The sequence below is a fragment of the Okibacterium sp. AC114 genome (genome assembly GCF_979253355.1).
In genome coordinates this window covers 2,917,315-2,931,300 of sequence record NZ_CEEDBR010000001.1, presented here as the reverse complement: position 1 = coordinate 2,931,300, position 13,986 = coordinate 2,917,315, and the positions used below count along the sequence as shown (strand labels likewise).

The following is a 13,986-nucleotide window of genomic DNA, read 5'->3' as shown; positions in this document are numbered from 1 at the left end:
ATCCGGTTAAGCAAGAGGGTGGCGAAGTGATGTGGCCCGGCTGAGACTCCGCGCTAGTCAACCGCCGGCCTCATCCAGAACGGCGAGTAGTGGTAGCCATCCGGGTCGTCGAATTGGCGCTGGTACATGAAGGGGTAGTCATCCGTGTCGCCGATGCGGCCGCCCGCGGCCCCTGCACGTTCGATGAGCTCGTCGACGGCCTCCTGGCTGTCCAGGTCGAACGAGACCGTGACTTTGGAGGGGGTTTCGGGCCCGCCGATGAGGTCCTCGGTGGCGCCGACGCTGGCGTACATGGCCCGGCTGCCGAGCATGATGTACTGATCGGGCGCGATCGCGAAGCAGGATGCATCGGGCCCCGACATCTCATCGTTGCGACGCCAGCCGAGGGCCGTGTAGAAAGCGGTCGCGCGTTCGACGCTCTCGACCGGGCACGTGATGAATATGGTCATGCGGCCATGCTGATCTCGGTGGTGCCGCGCGTCAAGGTATTTGTGTGCGCACTACGCCCCGCGGATGCCGACGGCGTCCCAGCCTCAGCCTCGAAGCCGAGGTTTCATGTACTTGAGGACCATGGCCGCGCGGGGGGAGCGCGGGATAGGGTGACTGCATCCCGCCCGGTCGATCGCGCCTGATCGACTGCAACCGTTCGAGGCCGCACGAGCCTCACGGGGTCCTCCCGCCGAAGCTGCCGCCACGGACATCCTCATTTTCACGCCGCCCGCGTGCGGTCAAGAGAGCGCTCACATCGGATGCTTCATGAATCTCACTCCCGTTTCGATCAGAACCCCCGATCAACTCCTTCGCGTCTTCGTCAGCTCCACGTTGCGCGACCTGGCCGAGGAGCGTCAGGCCGTGCGCGGAGCGATCAAACGGATCCCTCGTCTTCTGCGCGGGCATCGGCCTCTCGCTCATCGCCTACGTCCTCTTCTACCTCTACAACGAACGCCGCAGCATCCGTCTGAATCGATGACGTCCTAACGGCAGTTCTGTACAGCTGTCCAGAAAAGGCGTACCATCACCACTATGAGCGCAGTCGCTGGGTCGAACGAGGAACTCCGTCGCACCCTGCAGGGCTCGCTCGATCCCCGCGTCGCCCGCACGCGCATGGCCATTACCGACGCAGTCACCGAGCTCTCGGCGTCCGATGGCGAGATCAGCGTGGCCGCCATCGTCCGCGCCGCCGGCATCAGCCGGGCCAGTTTTTATGCGCACTACTCCGACCTCGACGAGCTGGCAGACGTTCTGCGGCGCGACGCCTTCGTCGCCATCGCCGACCTGTATCAGCGCGACGAGACGCCCGATGCGATGCGCGCCTCCCAAGACCGCCTGGTCGCACATTTCGCCCGAAACCGTGTCCTGTACTCCGCCGTCGGTGCCTTGCCGGTCACCAAAGACGGATACCTGGCCGGGGTGCGGGCCATGGCCGCCGTGATCGAGGACGCGCTGCGCGATCATCCGCAGCGCCCCGAGGGGCTCGAACCCGAGCCGACCGCGCGCTACATCGCCGGTGCCGCATTCGGGCTCTTGGATGCCTGGATCACCGATGAGATCGTGCTCGGCGAGGAGGAGCTAGCGGCCCACCTGACCCGCCTCCTGCCGAGTTGGTTCAGCGGCATTCGCTGAGCCCTGCCCGAAGAAAGGAATACCCATGAAAGCCACCCTGGTTCGAGAAATCGGCGCGGGCTTCGTCACTGAAGACGTCGAGCTCGCAGATCCGGTCGGTCGCGAGGTGCTCATCGACGTCAAGGCGTCGGGGCTCTGCCACACCGACCTCACCTACTCGCGCAACGATCTGGGCAGCCCGCTGCCGATGCTGCTCGGCCACGAGGTCGCCGGCGTCGTCGCCGCTGTGGGCCCCGCCGTCACCGAGTTCTCGGTCGGCGACCACGTCGTCGGCTGTCTCGTGCAGTCGTGCGGAAAATGCGAGGCGTGTCTGACCGGCCGCACGTTCCAGTGCGAGCACCCCGAGGCAACCCTGCGCACCGGTGACGAGCCCGCTCGCGTCATCGACACCCACGGCGCGAAGGTCGAGCAGGTCTTCGGCCTGGGAGGTTTCGCGCAGCAGGCTCTCATCCACGAGAACCAGCTCGTCAAGGTCAGCGACGCCATCCCGTTCGCGCAGGCTGCTCTGCTCGGCTGTGGTGTCGTCACGGGCGCGGGCGCGGTCATCAACACGTCGAACACGCAGGCCGGTGACGCCGTGGTGATCATCGGTGCCGGCGGCGTGGGCTTGAACGCCATCAACGGTGCCCTCATCGCCGGGGCGACCACGATCATCGCGGTCGATGTGGCCGACGACAAGCTCGAGAAGGCCCGCCGTTTCGGTGCGACCCACGTCATCAACTCGACGACGACGGATGCCGTGGCCGAGGTTCTGGCGATCACCGGCCGCGGTGCCGACGCGGCGTTCGACTTCGTGGGCATCCCCGCGGTCACGGCTTCGGGCCTCGAGATGATCCGCCCCGGCGGAGGTCTCTACCTCGTCGGCATCATCGACCCGACCGCCACGCTGCCCCTCCTGACCATCGGGCTCATCGGCACACAGAAGCGCATCCAGGGCGTGTACATGGGCTCGACCACCCCGAAGCACGATATTCCTCTCTATGCGGACCTCTACCTGCAGGGGCGTTTCAACCTCGACGACCTCATGTCGCGAGAGATCGCGCTGACGGACATCGAGGCCGGCTATGAGGAGCTCAAGAACCCCGAGGTGACCCGCGTGGTCATCACGTCGGGCCTGAGCTCTTAGTCGGAGCCAACTGCTCTGGTCTGGTCTAGCGTTCCGTGGCGGGGTGGGCGGGTGACGTGGCGTGCGACTCCGCACCTGCCTGGCCCGCTCGCGGCTCGGCCGGGTGGTAGGCCAGGGGAGACGGTCAGCGCGGCGTTCTTTGCAGGAACGCCGCGAGGCTTTCCGGGGCCTCGCCGGTGATGGTCTCGACGGCGTCGCTCACGGGTGCCATGACATTGCTAGCTACGGCGGTGTAGGTGCTCACCCAAGCGTCAACTTGCCAATCGGGTGCCCCATAGGGCGCTCGCGATGCGTAGGCCTCCTCGATGCTTTCGTCGTAGAAGGTCACGTCTCGCCCGCGGATGCGGCTGATCGTGGCGGCGACGTCGGCGAAGCTCAGCGCCTCGGGGCCGGTGATGTCGTAGGTTCGCCCGGCGTGCGCGGCGGGATCGAGGAGCACCGCGTTAGCCGTGCGGGCGACGTCGGCGCGCGAGACGATGGCGACGCGGCCGGTGCCGCCGGGTCCGCGGATGACGCCGTCTTCGCCGACGAGGGCTTCCATGAAGTCGATGTAGAAGCTGTCACGCAGGAAGGTCCACGACATGCCGGATGCCTTGATGTGTTCCTCGGTGGCGAAGTGGTCGCGGGCGAGGGTGAAGATCGCGTCGGGGGCCGCGGCGACGAACGACGTGTAGACGACGTGACGAACGCCAGCCGAGGCGGCCGCGTCGACGAACGTGCGGTGCTGCTCGAGTCGATCAGCGCTCTCGGACGCGGACACCATGAAGAGGGTCTCGACCCCCTCCAGTGCTTCGGACGCCGCCGAGGCGTCGCCGTAGCTGGAGCGGTGCACGGTGCTTTTGGCCAACTGCGGTGCCTTCGCCGGGTCGCGCACCAGCAGGCGCTGGGGCACGCCGCGATCGGCGAGAGCGTGGGCCACGTATCCGCCGACCACCCCGGTCGAGCCGGTGACCGCCAGTGTTGCCGCAGCCGCATTCGTCTGGGTGTCGCTCACGTGAAGTCCTCCTCGATGGTGACGGCGGATGTCTCGCCGCCCTTAATGGCCGCGGCCTGGTAGCTCAACGGGCCCTTGCAAGCCTCCCGCGTCGGCGAGCGAGGTTCAAGGGCGACCGCCTACGCACTTTCAGGTAAGCGGTGCCTACATCAATGACGTCCCGTATCGGTGGCGTCTCATCGTGAACTTCTGACCGACACGTTGTTCGAGACGTCCCCCAGCCGACTCTCTCCAACTGGGGGATTCGTCTGCGGCCATTCGATACTCTCGAGGCAGATCAGTGTCAGTGTCAGTGTCAGTGTCAGTGTCAGCGTCACCGTCGACAGAGCAGAGGAGCACACCGTGAGTACAAGCCCCGGGCAGATGGACGTGACCTTCACCGCCCCCATCGGGGTCACGGTCAAGGGCGATCTCTGGTCCTGCGTCGAGGTCCCAGGCTCGGTCGAACTGTTCGGCACCGGCAAGTCGGTGAAGGTCGTCGCGACCGTCGACGGGGAGCCGTTGACAGCCGGGCTGATGCCAACCGGTGTCGGTGGGCACATGCTCTCGATCAGTGCGAAGCTGCGGAAGAAGCTCGGCAAGGACCTCGGCGATTCGGTCACCGTTCATCTGACCGAACGTCTCACCTGAACTCCGACCTCCAGCTCGAACGAACGGCCATATTGCCTCGGCCCACAACCTCGGGCTGGGTGGGCACAGGTGCCCATGGTGCGCGAGGTTGCCCGCCGATAGCGTTACTCACCATCATGGACAACATCGGAATCATCCTGCTCGCCGTCCTCATCCTCGTGATGCTGATCGGATGGCCCATCGCGCGGCCCTTCCTCAAACGTCGGGCTAACGCCGCCGGTCGTGAGGCAGGCGAGAAATATGCGGCCGGCAAACTGCCCGGCGTGCTCGAGGCCCTGGGCCGCACGGTCGTCATCCACGCCGACGAGGCCGCCGCGCATCACGTGGTCGACGCGGCCGTGGCGACGATGCCCCGCAAGGCCGGCGCGCACGTCGGCGGCGGCTGGGCGATCAAGTGGGTCGAGAAGGATGACGTCGTCGCGCAGCTCACCACCGAGCCGTCCTCGGGTGCGAGCGTGTTGAGCGTGAGCCGGTTCCGCGACTACCTGGGCTTCCCGCAGGGGGCGAAGGAGTGGACGGCCTTCGCGCGGGCCGTCGAACAGGCCGCTGCGGCATCAGGAATCGCCGTCTCGACCGGCTCCGTCACATTTGCCCGCGGCGCGCGCGTCGACGACAAGAACTGGGTGTGGGCGCCGGGCGCCGGGCGCCCGAGCGTCTGACGGACCACGAGTGGCCGGCGCCGCCCTCATGCGAGTCCGACACGTCGAGTCGTTCTCGTGGGCGGTCAGGCCATGCGTCGCGGCGCAACTTCCTACGCTCTATCTCAGGTTCCCGTCAATCCAGATCTGAATCGCAGCGCGGATGACTTCGGCATTGGCCTGGCCGCCGTATGTCGCCGCAAACCGTGAGTCGGTGACGTAAAGCTGAGCGAGCCCCGCGTACGAGTCCCGATCAGGCTTCCGCCCGTTCCACTGTTCCGTGACCCACTGGTGGTGGCTCCCGACCAGCGCCTGAAATGCATCCGATGCCGGGTCTGTGCCCGCATCGGCCGCCGCCCGCAGCGCAGCATTCACATCCAGGCTGCGTGCATCGCCAGCCCGGCGTTCGTCCTCCGTCATCCGGTCCCGGCGCCGCGCGCTGTCCTCCCATGCGTCGTCGCCCCAGCGCTGTCGCACTTCGGTCTCGTACTGGCTCGGGTCGAAGCCCGCAAACACCTCTTCGATGCTCATCTCTTGTCCTTTCTGCACCGCGTCCAGGGTTTGCCTGACGACGGCGATCTGTTGATTCGTTCGGTCTCGGCGCTCTTCGAGAAGCGCGAGGTGGGAGCGGATCGTCTCGGCCAACGACGCGTCGTCATCAAGCGCAATCGCGATGTCCGCGAGGGGCACATCGAGCGCACGTAACGACAGGATGCGATAAAGCCTCGACAGCTCGGCATCCCCGTAGAACCGATACCCGTTGCTCGCCACACGCGACGGCCGCAGCAACCCGATCTGCTCATAGTGCCGAAGCGTTCGGCTGGTCAGCCCGGTCGCGCGGGCCACATCTTTGATCGGCCAATCCCGCATGCCTGCTCCCTTCTCTCCCATATCTGCAACCATCCCAGTTGACGCAACGGCAGAGTCAAGCGAACCGAGTCAGCAGTAACGAATCAAGGGATGCGCGGGGTTCGGTCCACGCATCCCTGCTCATTCATCGGCGCGGACGCCACATGGCCATCGGTGCGCCTGAAGGCAGGCCCTCGATGATGCCGAGTTCGACGAATCCATGTCGGCGGTAGAGGGCCCGGTTCCGCTCGGTCGATGACTCCAGATACGCGGCATCCCGCGTGTGATCGATGAGTTCCAGGCGGTGTTCGAGAAGGAGGGTGCCCACGCCGAATCCGCGCGCTGCCGACGATACGCCGATTTCGGCCAAGTACCAGTGCGGTAACCGCGGGCGGGGATGCTGCAGAACGGCGCGGTGGCGGAGGGCGGCGATGGATCCTCGGAGGCCGAGGGCCCGGACATAGTTCGGGATCTGCTCGACGGTTGGCAGGATGGGCTCGCGTCCCGTGTGCGGTGCCTCCCAGACCGCGGTACCGACGATCGTGCCCCGTTCGTCGACGGCGACGTCCGTGGATCCGGACTGCAGTGGGCCTGAGCGCAGCATCGCCCAGAACAGGTTCTCCAACCGGCGGCGACGGTCGGGCCCGGCTGGGACGAATGTGGCCATCACGGGGTCGTCGCTGAAGGCTTCCGCCAGCGGGAGTGCCGCGGCCCGCTCGGTGGGATGCGCGCGCCGGATGGTGATGTGGCGAGCCTCGCCGGGGTGGTTCCGGTCGGTGGGGGAGTCGTTGAGAGTGGTCATGGATCGACCATACGGACAAACTCGGCCACTTGGCCAAGTGCGGCATGCGCAACAGGAAAGCCAGGGCAAATGTGGGGCTGTCACACAGACTTGGCCAACTGGCCAACTTGGGTTATGGTCGACGCATGACGACACCCCAAGAACACCGAAGCGTCGAGGAGCGGCGAGAGCAACTGGTCGACGCCGCCCTCGCCGTGATGACCGACGACGGGCTTCCGGCCGTCACCACGCGGGCCGTGACGGCTCGCGCCGGCCTGCCGCACGGTGCATTCCACTATTGCTTCGGCTCGAAGGCGGATCTGTTCCGCGCGGTTCTGGAACGGGAGCTTCGCCGCTCGATGGCGGCTGCTTTCGCCGTGGAGATCGACTCGCCGGCTGTCACCGCGAAGATCACGGCCGGCATCCGAGCGAATCTCGACCTTGTTCGGGCGCGACCAGACGCGGCCCTCGCGCTCACCGAGCTCATCTCGTTGGCGCGGCGCGACCCCGCGCTGCATGACCTCGCCCGGTGGGAACACGATTCCTACCTCCAAGAGGTCACCGCCAACGTGGAAGCGTGGTCGTCGGCACACGGCATCTCGTGGCGCAGGCCCGTGGTTCAGGTGTCCCGGGTGTTCATCGCCGTTTCCGAGGGCATCACCTCGTCGTGGCTCAGCGACCGGGATGATGCGGCGGCCGAGCAATCGATCGCTGTCGCAGCGGATACTCTCGCCACCCTGGCAGAGGAGGACGCAGCATGAAGTGGATCTATCTCGGCGCCGCGATCCTGTCCGAGGTTACGGCCGCGCTGTCTATGCAGGCCGCCGTCGATCAGCCGGGTTGGTATGCGCTCGTCGTCGCCGGATACCTCGCGTCCTTCGCGCTCCTCATCCGGGTGCTGCGTTCCGGCATGGCGATCGGCGTGGCTTACGGCATCTGGGGCGCCTCGGGTGTTGCGCTGACCGCTGTGATGGCGGCGGTTCTGTTCGGTCAGGCCCTCACACCGGTCATGCTCGGCGGCATCGCGCTCATCGCAGCCGGCGTGCTCCTCGTCGAAATCGGATCACAGCGGGCCCTCGCGGCGCGCGGAAAGGCGGCACGCTGATGGGCTGGCTCCTGCTCGCAATCGCGATCCTCACCGAGGTATTCGCCACGATCAGCCTCAAACTCGCAACCGACGGCAAGAAGCGCTGGTACATCGCCGTCGTCTCGGGATATCTCGTCGCCTTCTCGCTGCTCGCGGTCGCGCTCACCCTCGGCCTACCGATCGGCATCGCCTACGGCGTCTGGGCCGCAACGGGGGTCGCGCTGACCGCGATCCTCGGACGCGTCTTATTCAAGGACCCGCTGACGGGCACGATGCTCGCGGGTATCGGCCTCATTATCGCCGGCGTGTTCCTGGTCGAACTCGGCCACTAAACATCAGAGGGTTGTCATTCCTCCATCGACTCGGAAGAGGCTTCCGGTGGCGAACGACGATTCGTCGCTGGCGAGGTAGACCATGATTCCCTCGACGTCGGCCGCCGAGCCGGCCCGGCCGAGGGGGATGCGCGAGATGATCGAGCGTCGCGAATCGGTGTCCGTCGAGATCGCCGAGACCAGGGGGGTTTCCGTGTAACCGGGCACGACGGTATTCACCCGGATGCCGTCCGCTGCGTAGGCGGCCGCGACCGTCCGTGCCAGTCCGTGGATGCCCGCTTTGGAGGCGCTGTAGGCCGTGAAGTCCGCACCCTCGCCGTTGAGGCCGGTCGGCGAACCGGTCAGGATGATCGAGCCTCCCCGGCCGCGCATGGCACGCACGGCGTGTTTGACCGTGAGAAAGGTGCCGGTCAGGTTGGTGTCGATCGTGCGGCGCCAGGCCTCGAGATCGAGGTCGGCGATGGGGGCGTCGCGGCCGAAGAGTTGCACGCCGGCGTTGGCGACGACGACGTCGACCGTGAGTCCGCGGGCCGCGATGTCGGCGAAGGCCCGCTCGATGCTCGCTTCCGCTGTGATGTCGAGCTCGAGGGGAAAAGCTTCCGGATGCTTGTCGGCGGCCGTTCGTGCGGCGTCGATGTTCAGGTCGGAGAAGGCGACGGTCGCACCCTCGTGAGCAAACCTTGATGCGATGGCGAGGCCGATGCCCGACGCCGCGCCGGTGACCAGTATTGTCTTGCCGTCAAGTCTGACGCCCATGGTGGATCTCCTGCTCTAGTTGTTCCTTGATGAGGTTCATGCGTTCACTCCGCTCGCTGGCGGAATGTGCGTATCGCGGGTGTTCGGCCACGGTGAGACGAGGTGCGAAGGATTCGTCGAGTGCCGCGTTCCGGGCGGTTTCGAACAGATCCATGAGGTAGCGCTCGTCATGGATGACTCTTGACAGGCGCCCGATCAGGGACTCTGTGACGAGAGCGCGAAGTTTCAGGGCGGAGAGGTCTTGCCGTCGATAGTCGCTCGGCGATTCGGGCCAGCCGTATTTGTGGCGCACTCCCCGCATGACCTCCCGCAGGGCGCGCAGTTCCTCGCGCTTATCGTCGATCGTCTCTGAGATGTCGTCGCGCAAAAACTGCACGGTGTCTGTCACCGAGAATGCGGTGCCGGCGACCGGTCCCGTGAACGCCTGCATGATGAGCCGGTTCTTGGCGCGCATGCGCAACCCGGCGGCCACGATCATTAGGCCTTCCTCGCTCAGGTCGTCGGCACGCCGACGTGTGCGGGCCGACGGGCCGAAGAGTCTGCCTCGGGGGATGGTCGTGCCTCCCGTTCGTGTCAGGGACGGGTTTCGGCCGGCCGACTCAGCGAGGGCGTCAGCGACTCCAGGAAGCGGCGCAGCAGGGCTGCACTCTGCACTGATTCGCGGTCGTAGAGCCATTGAAGCTGCAATCCATCGCTCAGAGCGATGAACATCGCCGCCAGCTCCTGGTCGGTGAGACCGCTTTCGAGCTGCCCCATGCGCCGAAGCTCGCCGAACGACCGTTCGGCGAATTCTCGAACCAGTTCATAGCGTTGCCGGTAGTGCGTGTGGGCCGGATGGTCCGCCGAAGCGGCCTCGGCGGAGATCATGCTGTGCAATTCGACGATCGCGGGGTCGAGGCTGTCGGATTCCACGATCGCCACCATCGCGAGAAGCACGTCGGACCCGGCGACAAGGGGTATGCGGGCGGTGTTCTCGGCCTCACGCTTCTCGAGCACCGCCGCGAGCAACTCGGCTTTGGACGCGAAATGGTGCACGAGGCCTCGCTCGCTGATGCCGGCGCGTTCCGCGACTTCCTTCATCGTCGCAGCCGCGAAACCGGATGCGGCGAAGACAATCGCCGATGCTTCGAGAATGCGCTGTCGGACCTGTGCGGTCTTGGCGTAAGGTCCTCGCGGGCGAGGTGTGGTCGGTGCGGACGTCGTCATCATGCTCCCCAATATGCTGGCGCGAACAAAAATACCATCACAGCGCGATTTTGTGCTAACTTCATCGAAAGTCGCGCAGAAGCGGCATATTCATGCTGTCGATCGAGGAGGATCGGATGTCGAGCAACCACTCCGAAGAGCCGTCGGGCTCAACCGAGGAATCACAAGGAACCACCCAGGTGACCGACCGATCGGGCCGCAAACCGACGCGCGCCGAGCGCAAGGCGGACACGAGTCCGGTCATCACCGAACCGCAGACGCAGGGCATGTCACTGCAGTACCTGCGCGGACGTCCCCTGGTCACGTACAGCGTTCTCTTCGCGGCCGGGCTCGCCGCGACATCCGCGATCTTCAGCGGTGTCGGTGGAGTAGTCATTCCGAACCACATTCAGGAACTCGCGTTCAGCAGCTGGTTCACGGGGGCCGACGCCGGCACCAACCTGCAAGACCTCACGGCTCTCAAGGCGGCCGTCGACGCCGGCACGGCGACGGCGACCACCGATCAGACCCGCCTCCTCGGCATCCTCGGCCAATTCGAGGTCGCCCGGGCCTCGGCGTCATCGATCCTGAGCTCGCTGTCGGTCGTCCTCATCGCGTTCGTCGCGCCGATCATCGGTGTGCTGTCCGACCGCACGCGGTCGCGATTCGGCCGCCGAGCACCCTGGATCCTCTTCGGTGGGGTGGCGGGTTCCGCCCTCCTTCTCCTCATGCCTTTCGTGCCCACGCTCGCACTGCTCGTCACGCTCTACATCGTGATCTCCGTGGTGCTGAACTTCGCTCAGGGACCGCTCAACACCACGCTCGCCGACCGGATCCCCGAGCAGCGACGCGGTGGAGCGTCATCGGCCGGGTCCATCGGCAACTTCCTGGGCGGACTCGTCGGAACCATCGGTGCCAGCGTGCTTTTCCCCATTTTCGGTCTCGGCACCTATGCGGTCTTCGCCGTGCTGCCCGTGCTGTTCCTCGGCATGTTCGTCGTCATTCTTCGAGACCGCTCGTCGCTCACCCTGAATGTCCCCAAGAAGAGCTCGAAGATGACGCTCAGCGGGTTCCTCATCCCGCTGCGCACGCCCGACTTCCGGTGGGTCTGGATCTCGCGTGCCTTCCTCATGTTCGGATGGACCCTGTCCTCCGCCCTCGGCTTCTTCATGATGCAGAGCTACATCCGCCCGGCGCTCAGCCAGGCCGAAGCCACGTCGATTCTTCCGCTCATGTCGCTCGCCGGTCTGCCCGCGACGATGATCGCCATCGCCGTGGTCGGCAAACTTTCCGACAAGTTCGGGCGCCGCAAGCCGTTCGTCATGATCGCGTCGGTGCTCATGGCCCTGTCGATGCTCGTGCCGTTCGTCTGGCCGAGCCTGCCCGCGCTGTTCATCCAGTCGATCTTGACGAGCCTGGCCTTCGGCATCTTCCTGCCCATCGACCAAGCGCTCTTCATCGAGGTGCTGCCCGACCGTGAGAACTCTGCCGGGCGCGACCTCGGCATGGCCGGCATCGCCACCAACGTCGGGCAGGCGCTCGGCCCGATCATCGCGGGAGGTGTGGTCGCGGCGACCGGCTCCTATCAATTGATCTGGCCGATCGCGTTCGTCCTCGCCCTGGTGGCCGGGCTCGCGATCATCCCGGTCAAGGGCGCCAAGTAGCACCGAGATCCCGCACCGACCAGCGCCCGGATGTCCGGCCGCCACACATACGCAACCGAGGAGTACGACCATGAGCACCACCCAGACGACGGCAATCACCGACCTGAGCGTCGAGGAGCAGATCTCCCTGACCACGGGCGAGGGTTTCTGGCGCACCACGCCCGTCGGCGACATCCCGTCGATCATGATGACCGACGGCCCGCACGGGCTGCGCAAACAGCTGGATGCGACGGACAACCTCGGCATCGCGTCGAGCGTGCCGGCCACCTGCTTCCCGCCCGCCGTCGGGCTCGGTCAGACCTGGGACCGCGATCTCGCGCGTCGCATCGGTGAGGCCGTGGCCGACGAGGCTCAGGCCGCCGACGTGGCCATCGTGCTGGGGCCGGGCATCAACATCAAGCGGGACCCGCGGTGCGGGCGCAACTTCGAGTACTTCTCCGAGGACCCGCACGTGAGCGGCGAGCTCGGAACGGCCTGGGTGCGCGGTTTGCAGGGTCGTGGCGTCGGCGCATCGCTCAAGCACTTCGCGTTGAACAATCAGGAGCATGACCGGATGCGCATCAGCTCCGACGTCGACGCACGCACCATGCGCGAGATCTACCTCCGTGCCTTCGAACGCGTCGTGCGCGACGCGCAGCCCTGGACGGTGATGTGCTCCTACAACCGGATCAACGGCGTGCATGCGGGACAGAACCACTGGCTTCTCACCGAGGTGCTGCGCGACGACTGGGGCTTCGAGGGTGCCGTCATCAGCGACTGGGGCGCGGTCGTCGACAAGGTCGCCTCGGTCGAGGCAGGCCTCGATCTGCAGATGCCCGGGCCGGACGCCGACGCCGATGCAGCGGTCGCCGCGGCTGTCGAGGACGGCCGACTCGACGCTTCAGCGCTCGAGCGGGCCGCCCGCAAGATGGCTCGCGTCGCGCAGCTCGGCGCCGAGGGCCACCGTGCCGATGCGGTCTTCGACGTGGACGCGCACCACGCACTGGCCCGCGAGGCGGGCCGAGCCGCTGTCGTACTCCTCAAAAACGACAACGACCTTCTCCCTCTTCCGACGACGGGCTCGATCGCCGTCATCGGCGAATTCGCCTCGTCACCGCGTTACCAGGGCGGCGGAAGCTCGCACGTGAACCCCACGCGCGTCGACGTGCCCCTCGACGAGATCCGGGCGCTCGCTCCCTCGGCCGACGTCACCTATGCGCAGGGTTTCCGCACCCGCGGTGAACACGACGACACCCTGCTCGACGAAGCGGTCACAGCGGCCGGCCGGGCTGATCGGGCCGTCGTGTTCCTGGGCCTGAGCGCCCACCAGGAGTCCGAGGGCTTCGATCGCGACGACATCGATCTGCCCCAGGAGCAGCTCGACCTCCTGTCCGCGGTTCTGGGCGTGCAGCCCAACACGGTCGTCGTCCTCTCGCACGGCGGCGTCGTGCGACTGGCCGAGGTGACGGCCGCGCCGGCCGTGCTCGACGGTGCGCTCCTCGGTCAAGCCGGCGGAGGTGCCATCGCCGACATCCTCTTCGGCGAGGCCAACCCGTCCGGGCGGTTGACCGAGACGGTTCCGGAACGCATTCAGGATGTCCCCGCGTGGATGTCGTTCCCGGGCGAGCGCGGAAGCGTCCGCTACGCGGAAGGCCTGTTCGTCGGCTACCGCTGGTACGACGCACGTGACCTCTCGGTGACCTACCCCTTCGGACACGGCCTGAGCTACACCTCGTTCGACTACTCCGACCTCGTGGTGCGCGACGCCCGCGACGGCCTCTCCGTCAACGTCACGGTGACCAACACCGGCAGCCGGGATGGGCGCGAGATCGTTCAGGTCTACACGGGCCTCGCCGCATCCTCCGTCGCCCGACCGGTCAACGAACTCCGTGCATTCGCCGCCGTCGACGTGCCCGCCGGTGAGAGCCGCACCGTCGAGATGACCATCCGCCGCGACGATCTCGCCGTCTGGGACACGCGCGTCGACCGCTTCACCGTCGAGCAGGGCGAATACGCCGTGCGGGTGGGCTCCTCGAGCCGCGACATCCGTCTCGAGACCGTCGTGGAGGTCGACGGCGACGACGTCTTCATCCCGCTGACGATGGAGAGCTCCTTCCTCGAGGTCACCGAACACCCGGTCGCCGGACCGCTGTTCATGCAGAAGATGGTTGAAGCGGGCCTGGGTGGCGGAGATCAGGCCGATCAGGGCGGAGACGAGCTCGGAATGGATGTCGCGAAGATGGCCGCGTCCATCCCCGTCGGCCGCTACCTGGGCCAAGGACAGACGGGCCTGACGCGCGAGTTCGTCGAGCAGGTCCTCGCCGAGGCGAACCGCCGCTAGT

Annotated in this window: 16 protein-coding genes; 9 read left to right on the top strand and 7 right to left on the bottom strand. The window is 66.5% G+C overall.

Going from position 1 to position 13,986, the window contains the following annotated elements:
* Window positions 1-53: 53 nt before the first annotated feature.
* On the bottom strand, window positions 54-449 hold the full coding sequence (locus ACZ6IE_RS13565) for a VOC family protein (protein WP_464608394.1): 396 nt from the start codon (window positions 447-449) through the stop codon (window positions 54-56).
* Window positions 450-1,023: 574 nt separating this feature from the next.
* Here ACZ6IE_RS13565 and ACZ6IE_RS13560 point away from each other — a divergent pair.
* Together ACZ6IE_RS13560 and ACZ6IE_RS13555 are read left to right on the top strand one after the other, a co-directional pair.
* Window positions 1,024-1,623: a TetR/AcrR family transcriptional regulator gene (locus tag ACZ6IE_RS13560; protein WP_464608393.1), complete on the top strand. Its 600-nt coding sequence runs from the start codon at window positions 1,024-1,026 to the stop codon at window positions 1,621-1,623.
* Window positions 1,624-1,648: 25 nt separating this feature from the next.
* On the top strand, window positions 1,649-2,749 hold the full coding sequence (locus tag ACZ6IE_RS13555) for a zinc-binding dehydrogenase (RefSeq protein ID WP_464608392.1): 1,101 nt from the start codon (window positions 1,649-1,651) through the stop codon (window positions 2,747-2,749).
* A gap of 124 nt (window positions 2,750-2,873) precedes the next feature.
* Here the strand turns inward: ACZ6IE_RS13555 and ACZ6IE_RS13550 are convergent, their stop codons facing one another.
* Entirely contained in the window at window positions 2,874-3,743 is an 870-nt protein-coding gene (locus ACZ6IE_RS13550; RefSeq protein WP_464608391.1) for an SDR family oxidoreductase, read from the bottom strand.
* A 363-nt stretch (window positions 3,744-4,106) separates the two neighbouring features.
* On the opposite strand from ACZ6IE_RS13550, the gene ACZ6IE_RS13545 reads away from it, so the two are divergent.
* Both ACZ6IE_RS13545 and ACZ6IE_RS13540 read left to right on the top strand, forming a co-directional pair.
* Window positions 4,107-4,373, top strand: coding sequence for a DUF1905 domain-containing protein (locus tag ACZ6IE_RS13545; RefSeq protein ID WP_077055556.1), 267 nt, complete (start codon window positions 4,107-4,109; stop codon window positions 4,371-4,373).
* Window positions 4,374-4,489: 116 nt separating this feature from the next.
* Complete coding sequence (locus tag ACZ6IE_RS13540; RefSeq protein WP_464608390.1) at window positions 4,490-5,032, top strand: hypothetical protein; 543 nt, start codon at window positions 4,490-4,492, stop codon at window positions 5,030-5,032.
* A gap of 99 nt (window positions 5,033-5,131) precedes the next feature.
* Here the strand turns inward: ACZ6IE_RS13540 and ACZ6IE_RS13535 are convergent, their stop codons facing one another.
* Window positions 5,132-5,881: a MerR family transcriptional regulator gene (locus tag ACZ6IE_RS13535; protein WP_464608389.1), complete on the bottom strand. Its 750-nt coding sequence runs from the start codon at window positions 5,879-5,881 to the stop codon at window positions 5,132-5,134.
* Window positions 5,882-6,005: 124 nt separating this feature from the next.
* Window positions 6,006-6,662 (bottom strand): GNAT family N-acetyltransferase, encoded by a 657-nt coding sequence (locus ACZ6IE_RS13530; protein WP_464608388.1) that lies wholly within the window; start codon window positions 6,660-6,662, stop codon window positions 6,006-6,008.
* A gap of 125 nt (window positions 6,663-6,787) precedes the next feature.
* Here ACZ6IE_RS13530 and ACZ6IE_RS13525 point away from each other — a divergent pair, with 125 nt between their 5' ends.
* From ACZ6IE_RS13525 to ACZ6IE_RS13515, 3 genes are read left to right on the top strand one after another with little or no spacing between them, the layout of a single operon-like run.
* A complete protein-coding gene (locus ACZ6IE_RS13525; protein WP_464608387.1) occupies window positions 6,788-7,402 on the top strand; it encodes a TetR/AcrR family transcriptional regulator in 615 nt (204 codons plus the stop codon).
* Window positions 7,399-7,746, top strand: coding sequence for a DMT family transporter (locus ACZ6IE_RS13520; protein ID WP_077054766.1), 348 nt, complete (start codon window positions 7,399-7,401; stop codon window positions 7,744-7,746). Before ACZ6IE_RS13525 ends, ACZ6IE_RS13520 begins: the two co-directional genes overlap by 4 nt.
* Window positions 7,746-8,060, top strand: a complete 315-nt coding sequence (locus tag ACZ6IE_RS13515; protein ID WP_464608386.1) for a DMT family transporter — start codon at window positions 7,746-7,748, stop codon at window positions 8,058-8,060. Before ACZ6IE_RS13520 ends, ACZ6IE_RS13515 begins: the two co-directional genes overlap by 1 nt.
* Window positions 8,061-8,063: 3 nt before the next feature.
* On the opposite strand, the gene ACZ6IE_RS13510 is transcribed toward ACZ6IE_RS13515, so the two are convergent.
* The 3 genes from ACZ6IE_RS13510 to ACZ6IE_RS13500 all read right to left on the bottom strand — a co-directional run bounded on the left by ACZ6IE_RS13510 (window position 8,064) and on the right by ACZ6IE_RS13500 (window position 10,022).
* Window positions 8,064-8,816, bottom strand: coding sequence for an SDR family NAD(P)-dependent oxidoreductase (locus ACZ6IE_RS13510; protein WP_464608385.1), 753 nt, complete (start codon window positions 8,814-8,816; stop codon window positions 8,064-8,066).
* The gene (locus tag ACZ6IE_RS13505) at window positions 8,800-9,294 is read right to left on the bottom strand and encodes a hypothetical protein (protein WP_464608384.1); all 495 of its coding nucleotides are present in this window, start codon (window positions 9,292-9,294) and stop codon (window positions 8,800-8,802) included. The genes ACZ6IE_RS13510 and ACZ6IE_RS13505 overlap by 17 nt, the downstream gene beginning before the upstream one ends.
* Window positions 9,295-9,389: 95 nt before the next feature.
* Window positions 9,390-10,022, bottom strand: a complete 633-nt coding sequence (locus ACZ6IE_RS13500) for a TetR/AcrR family transcriptional regulator (protein WP_464608640.1) — start codon at window positions 10,020-10,022, stop codon at window positions 9,390-9,392.
* A gap of 116 nt (window positions 10,023-10,138) precedes the next feature.
* Here ACZ6IE_RS13500 and ACZ6IE_RS13495 point away from each other — a divergent pair, with 116 nt between their 5' ends.
* Window positions 10,139-11,665, top strand: a complete 1,527-nt coding sequence (locus ACZ6IE_RS13495) for an MFS transporter (protein ID WP_464608383.1) — start codon at window positions 10,139-10,141, stop codon at window positions 11,663-11,665.
* 70 nt (window positions 11,666-11,735) lie between these two features.
* Window positions 11,736-13,985, top strand: coding sequence for a glycoside hydrolase family 3 C-terminal domain-containing protein (locus ACZ6IE_RS13490; protein ID WP_464608382.1), 2,250 nt, complete (start codon window positions 11,736-11,738; stop codon window positions 13,983-13,985).
* Window position 13,986: the final 1 nt, after the last annotated feature.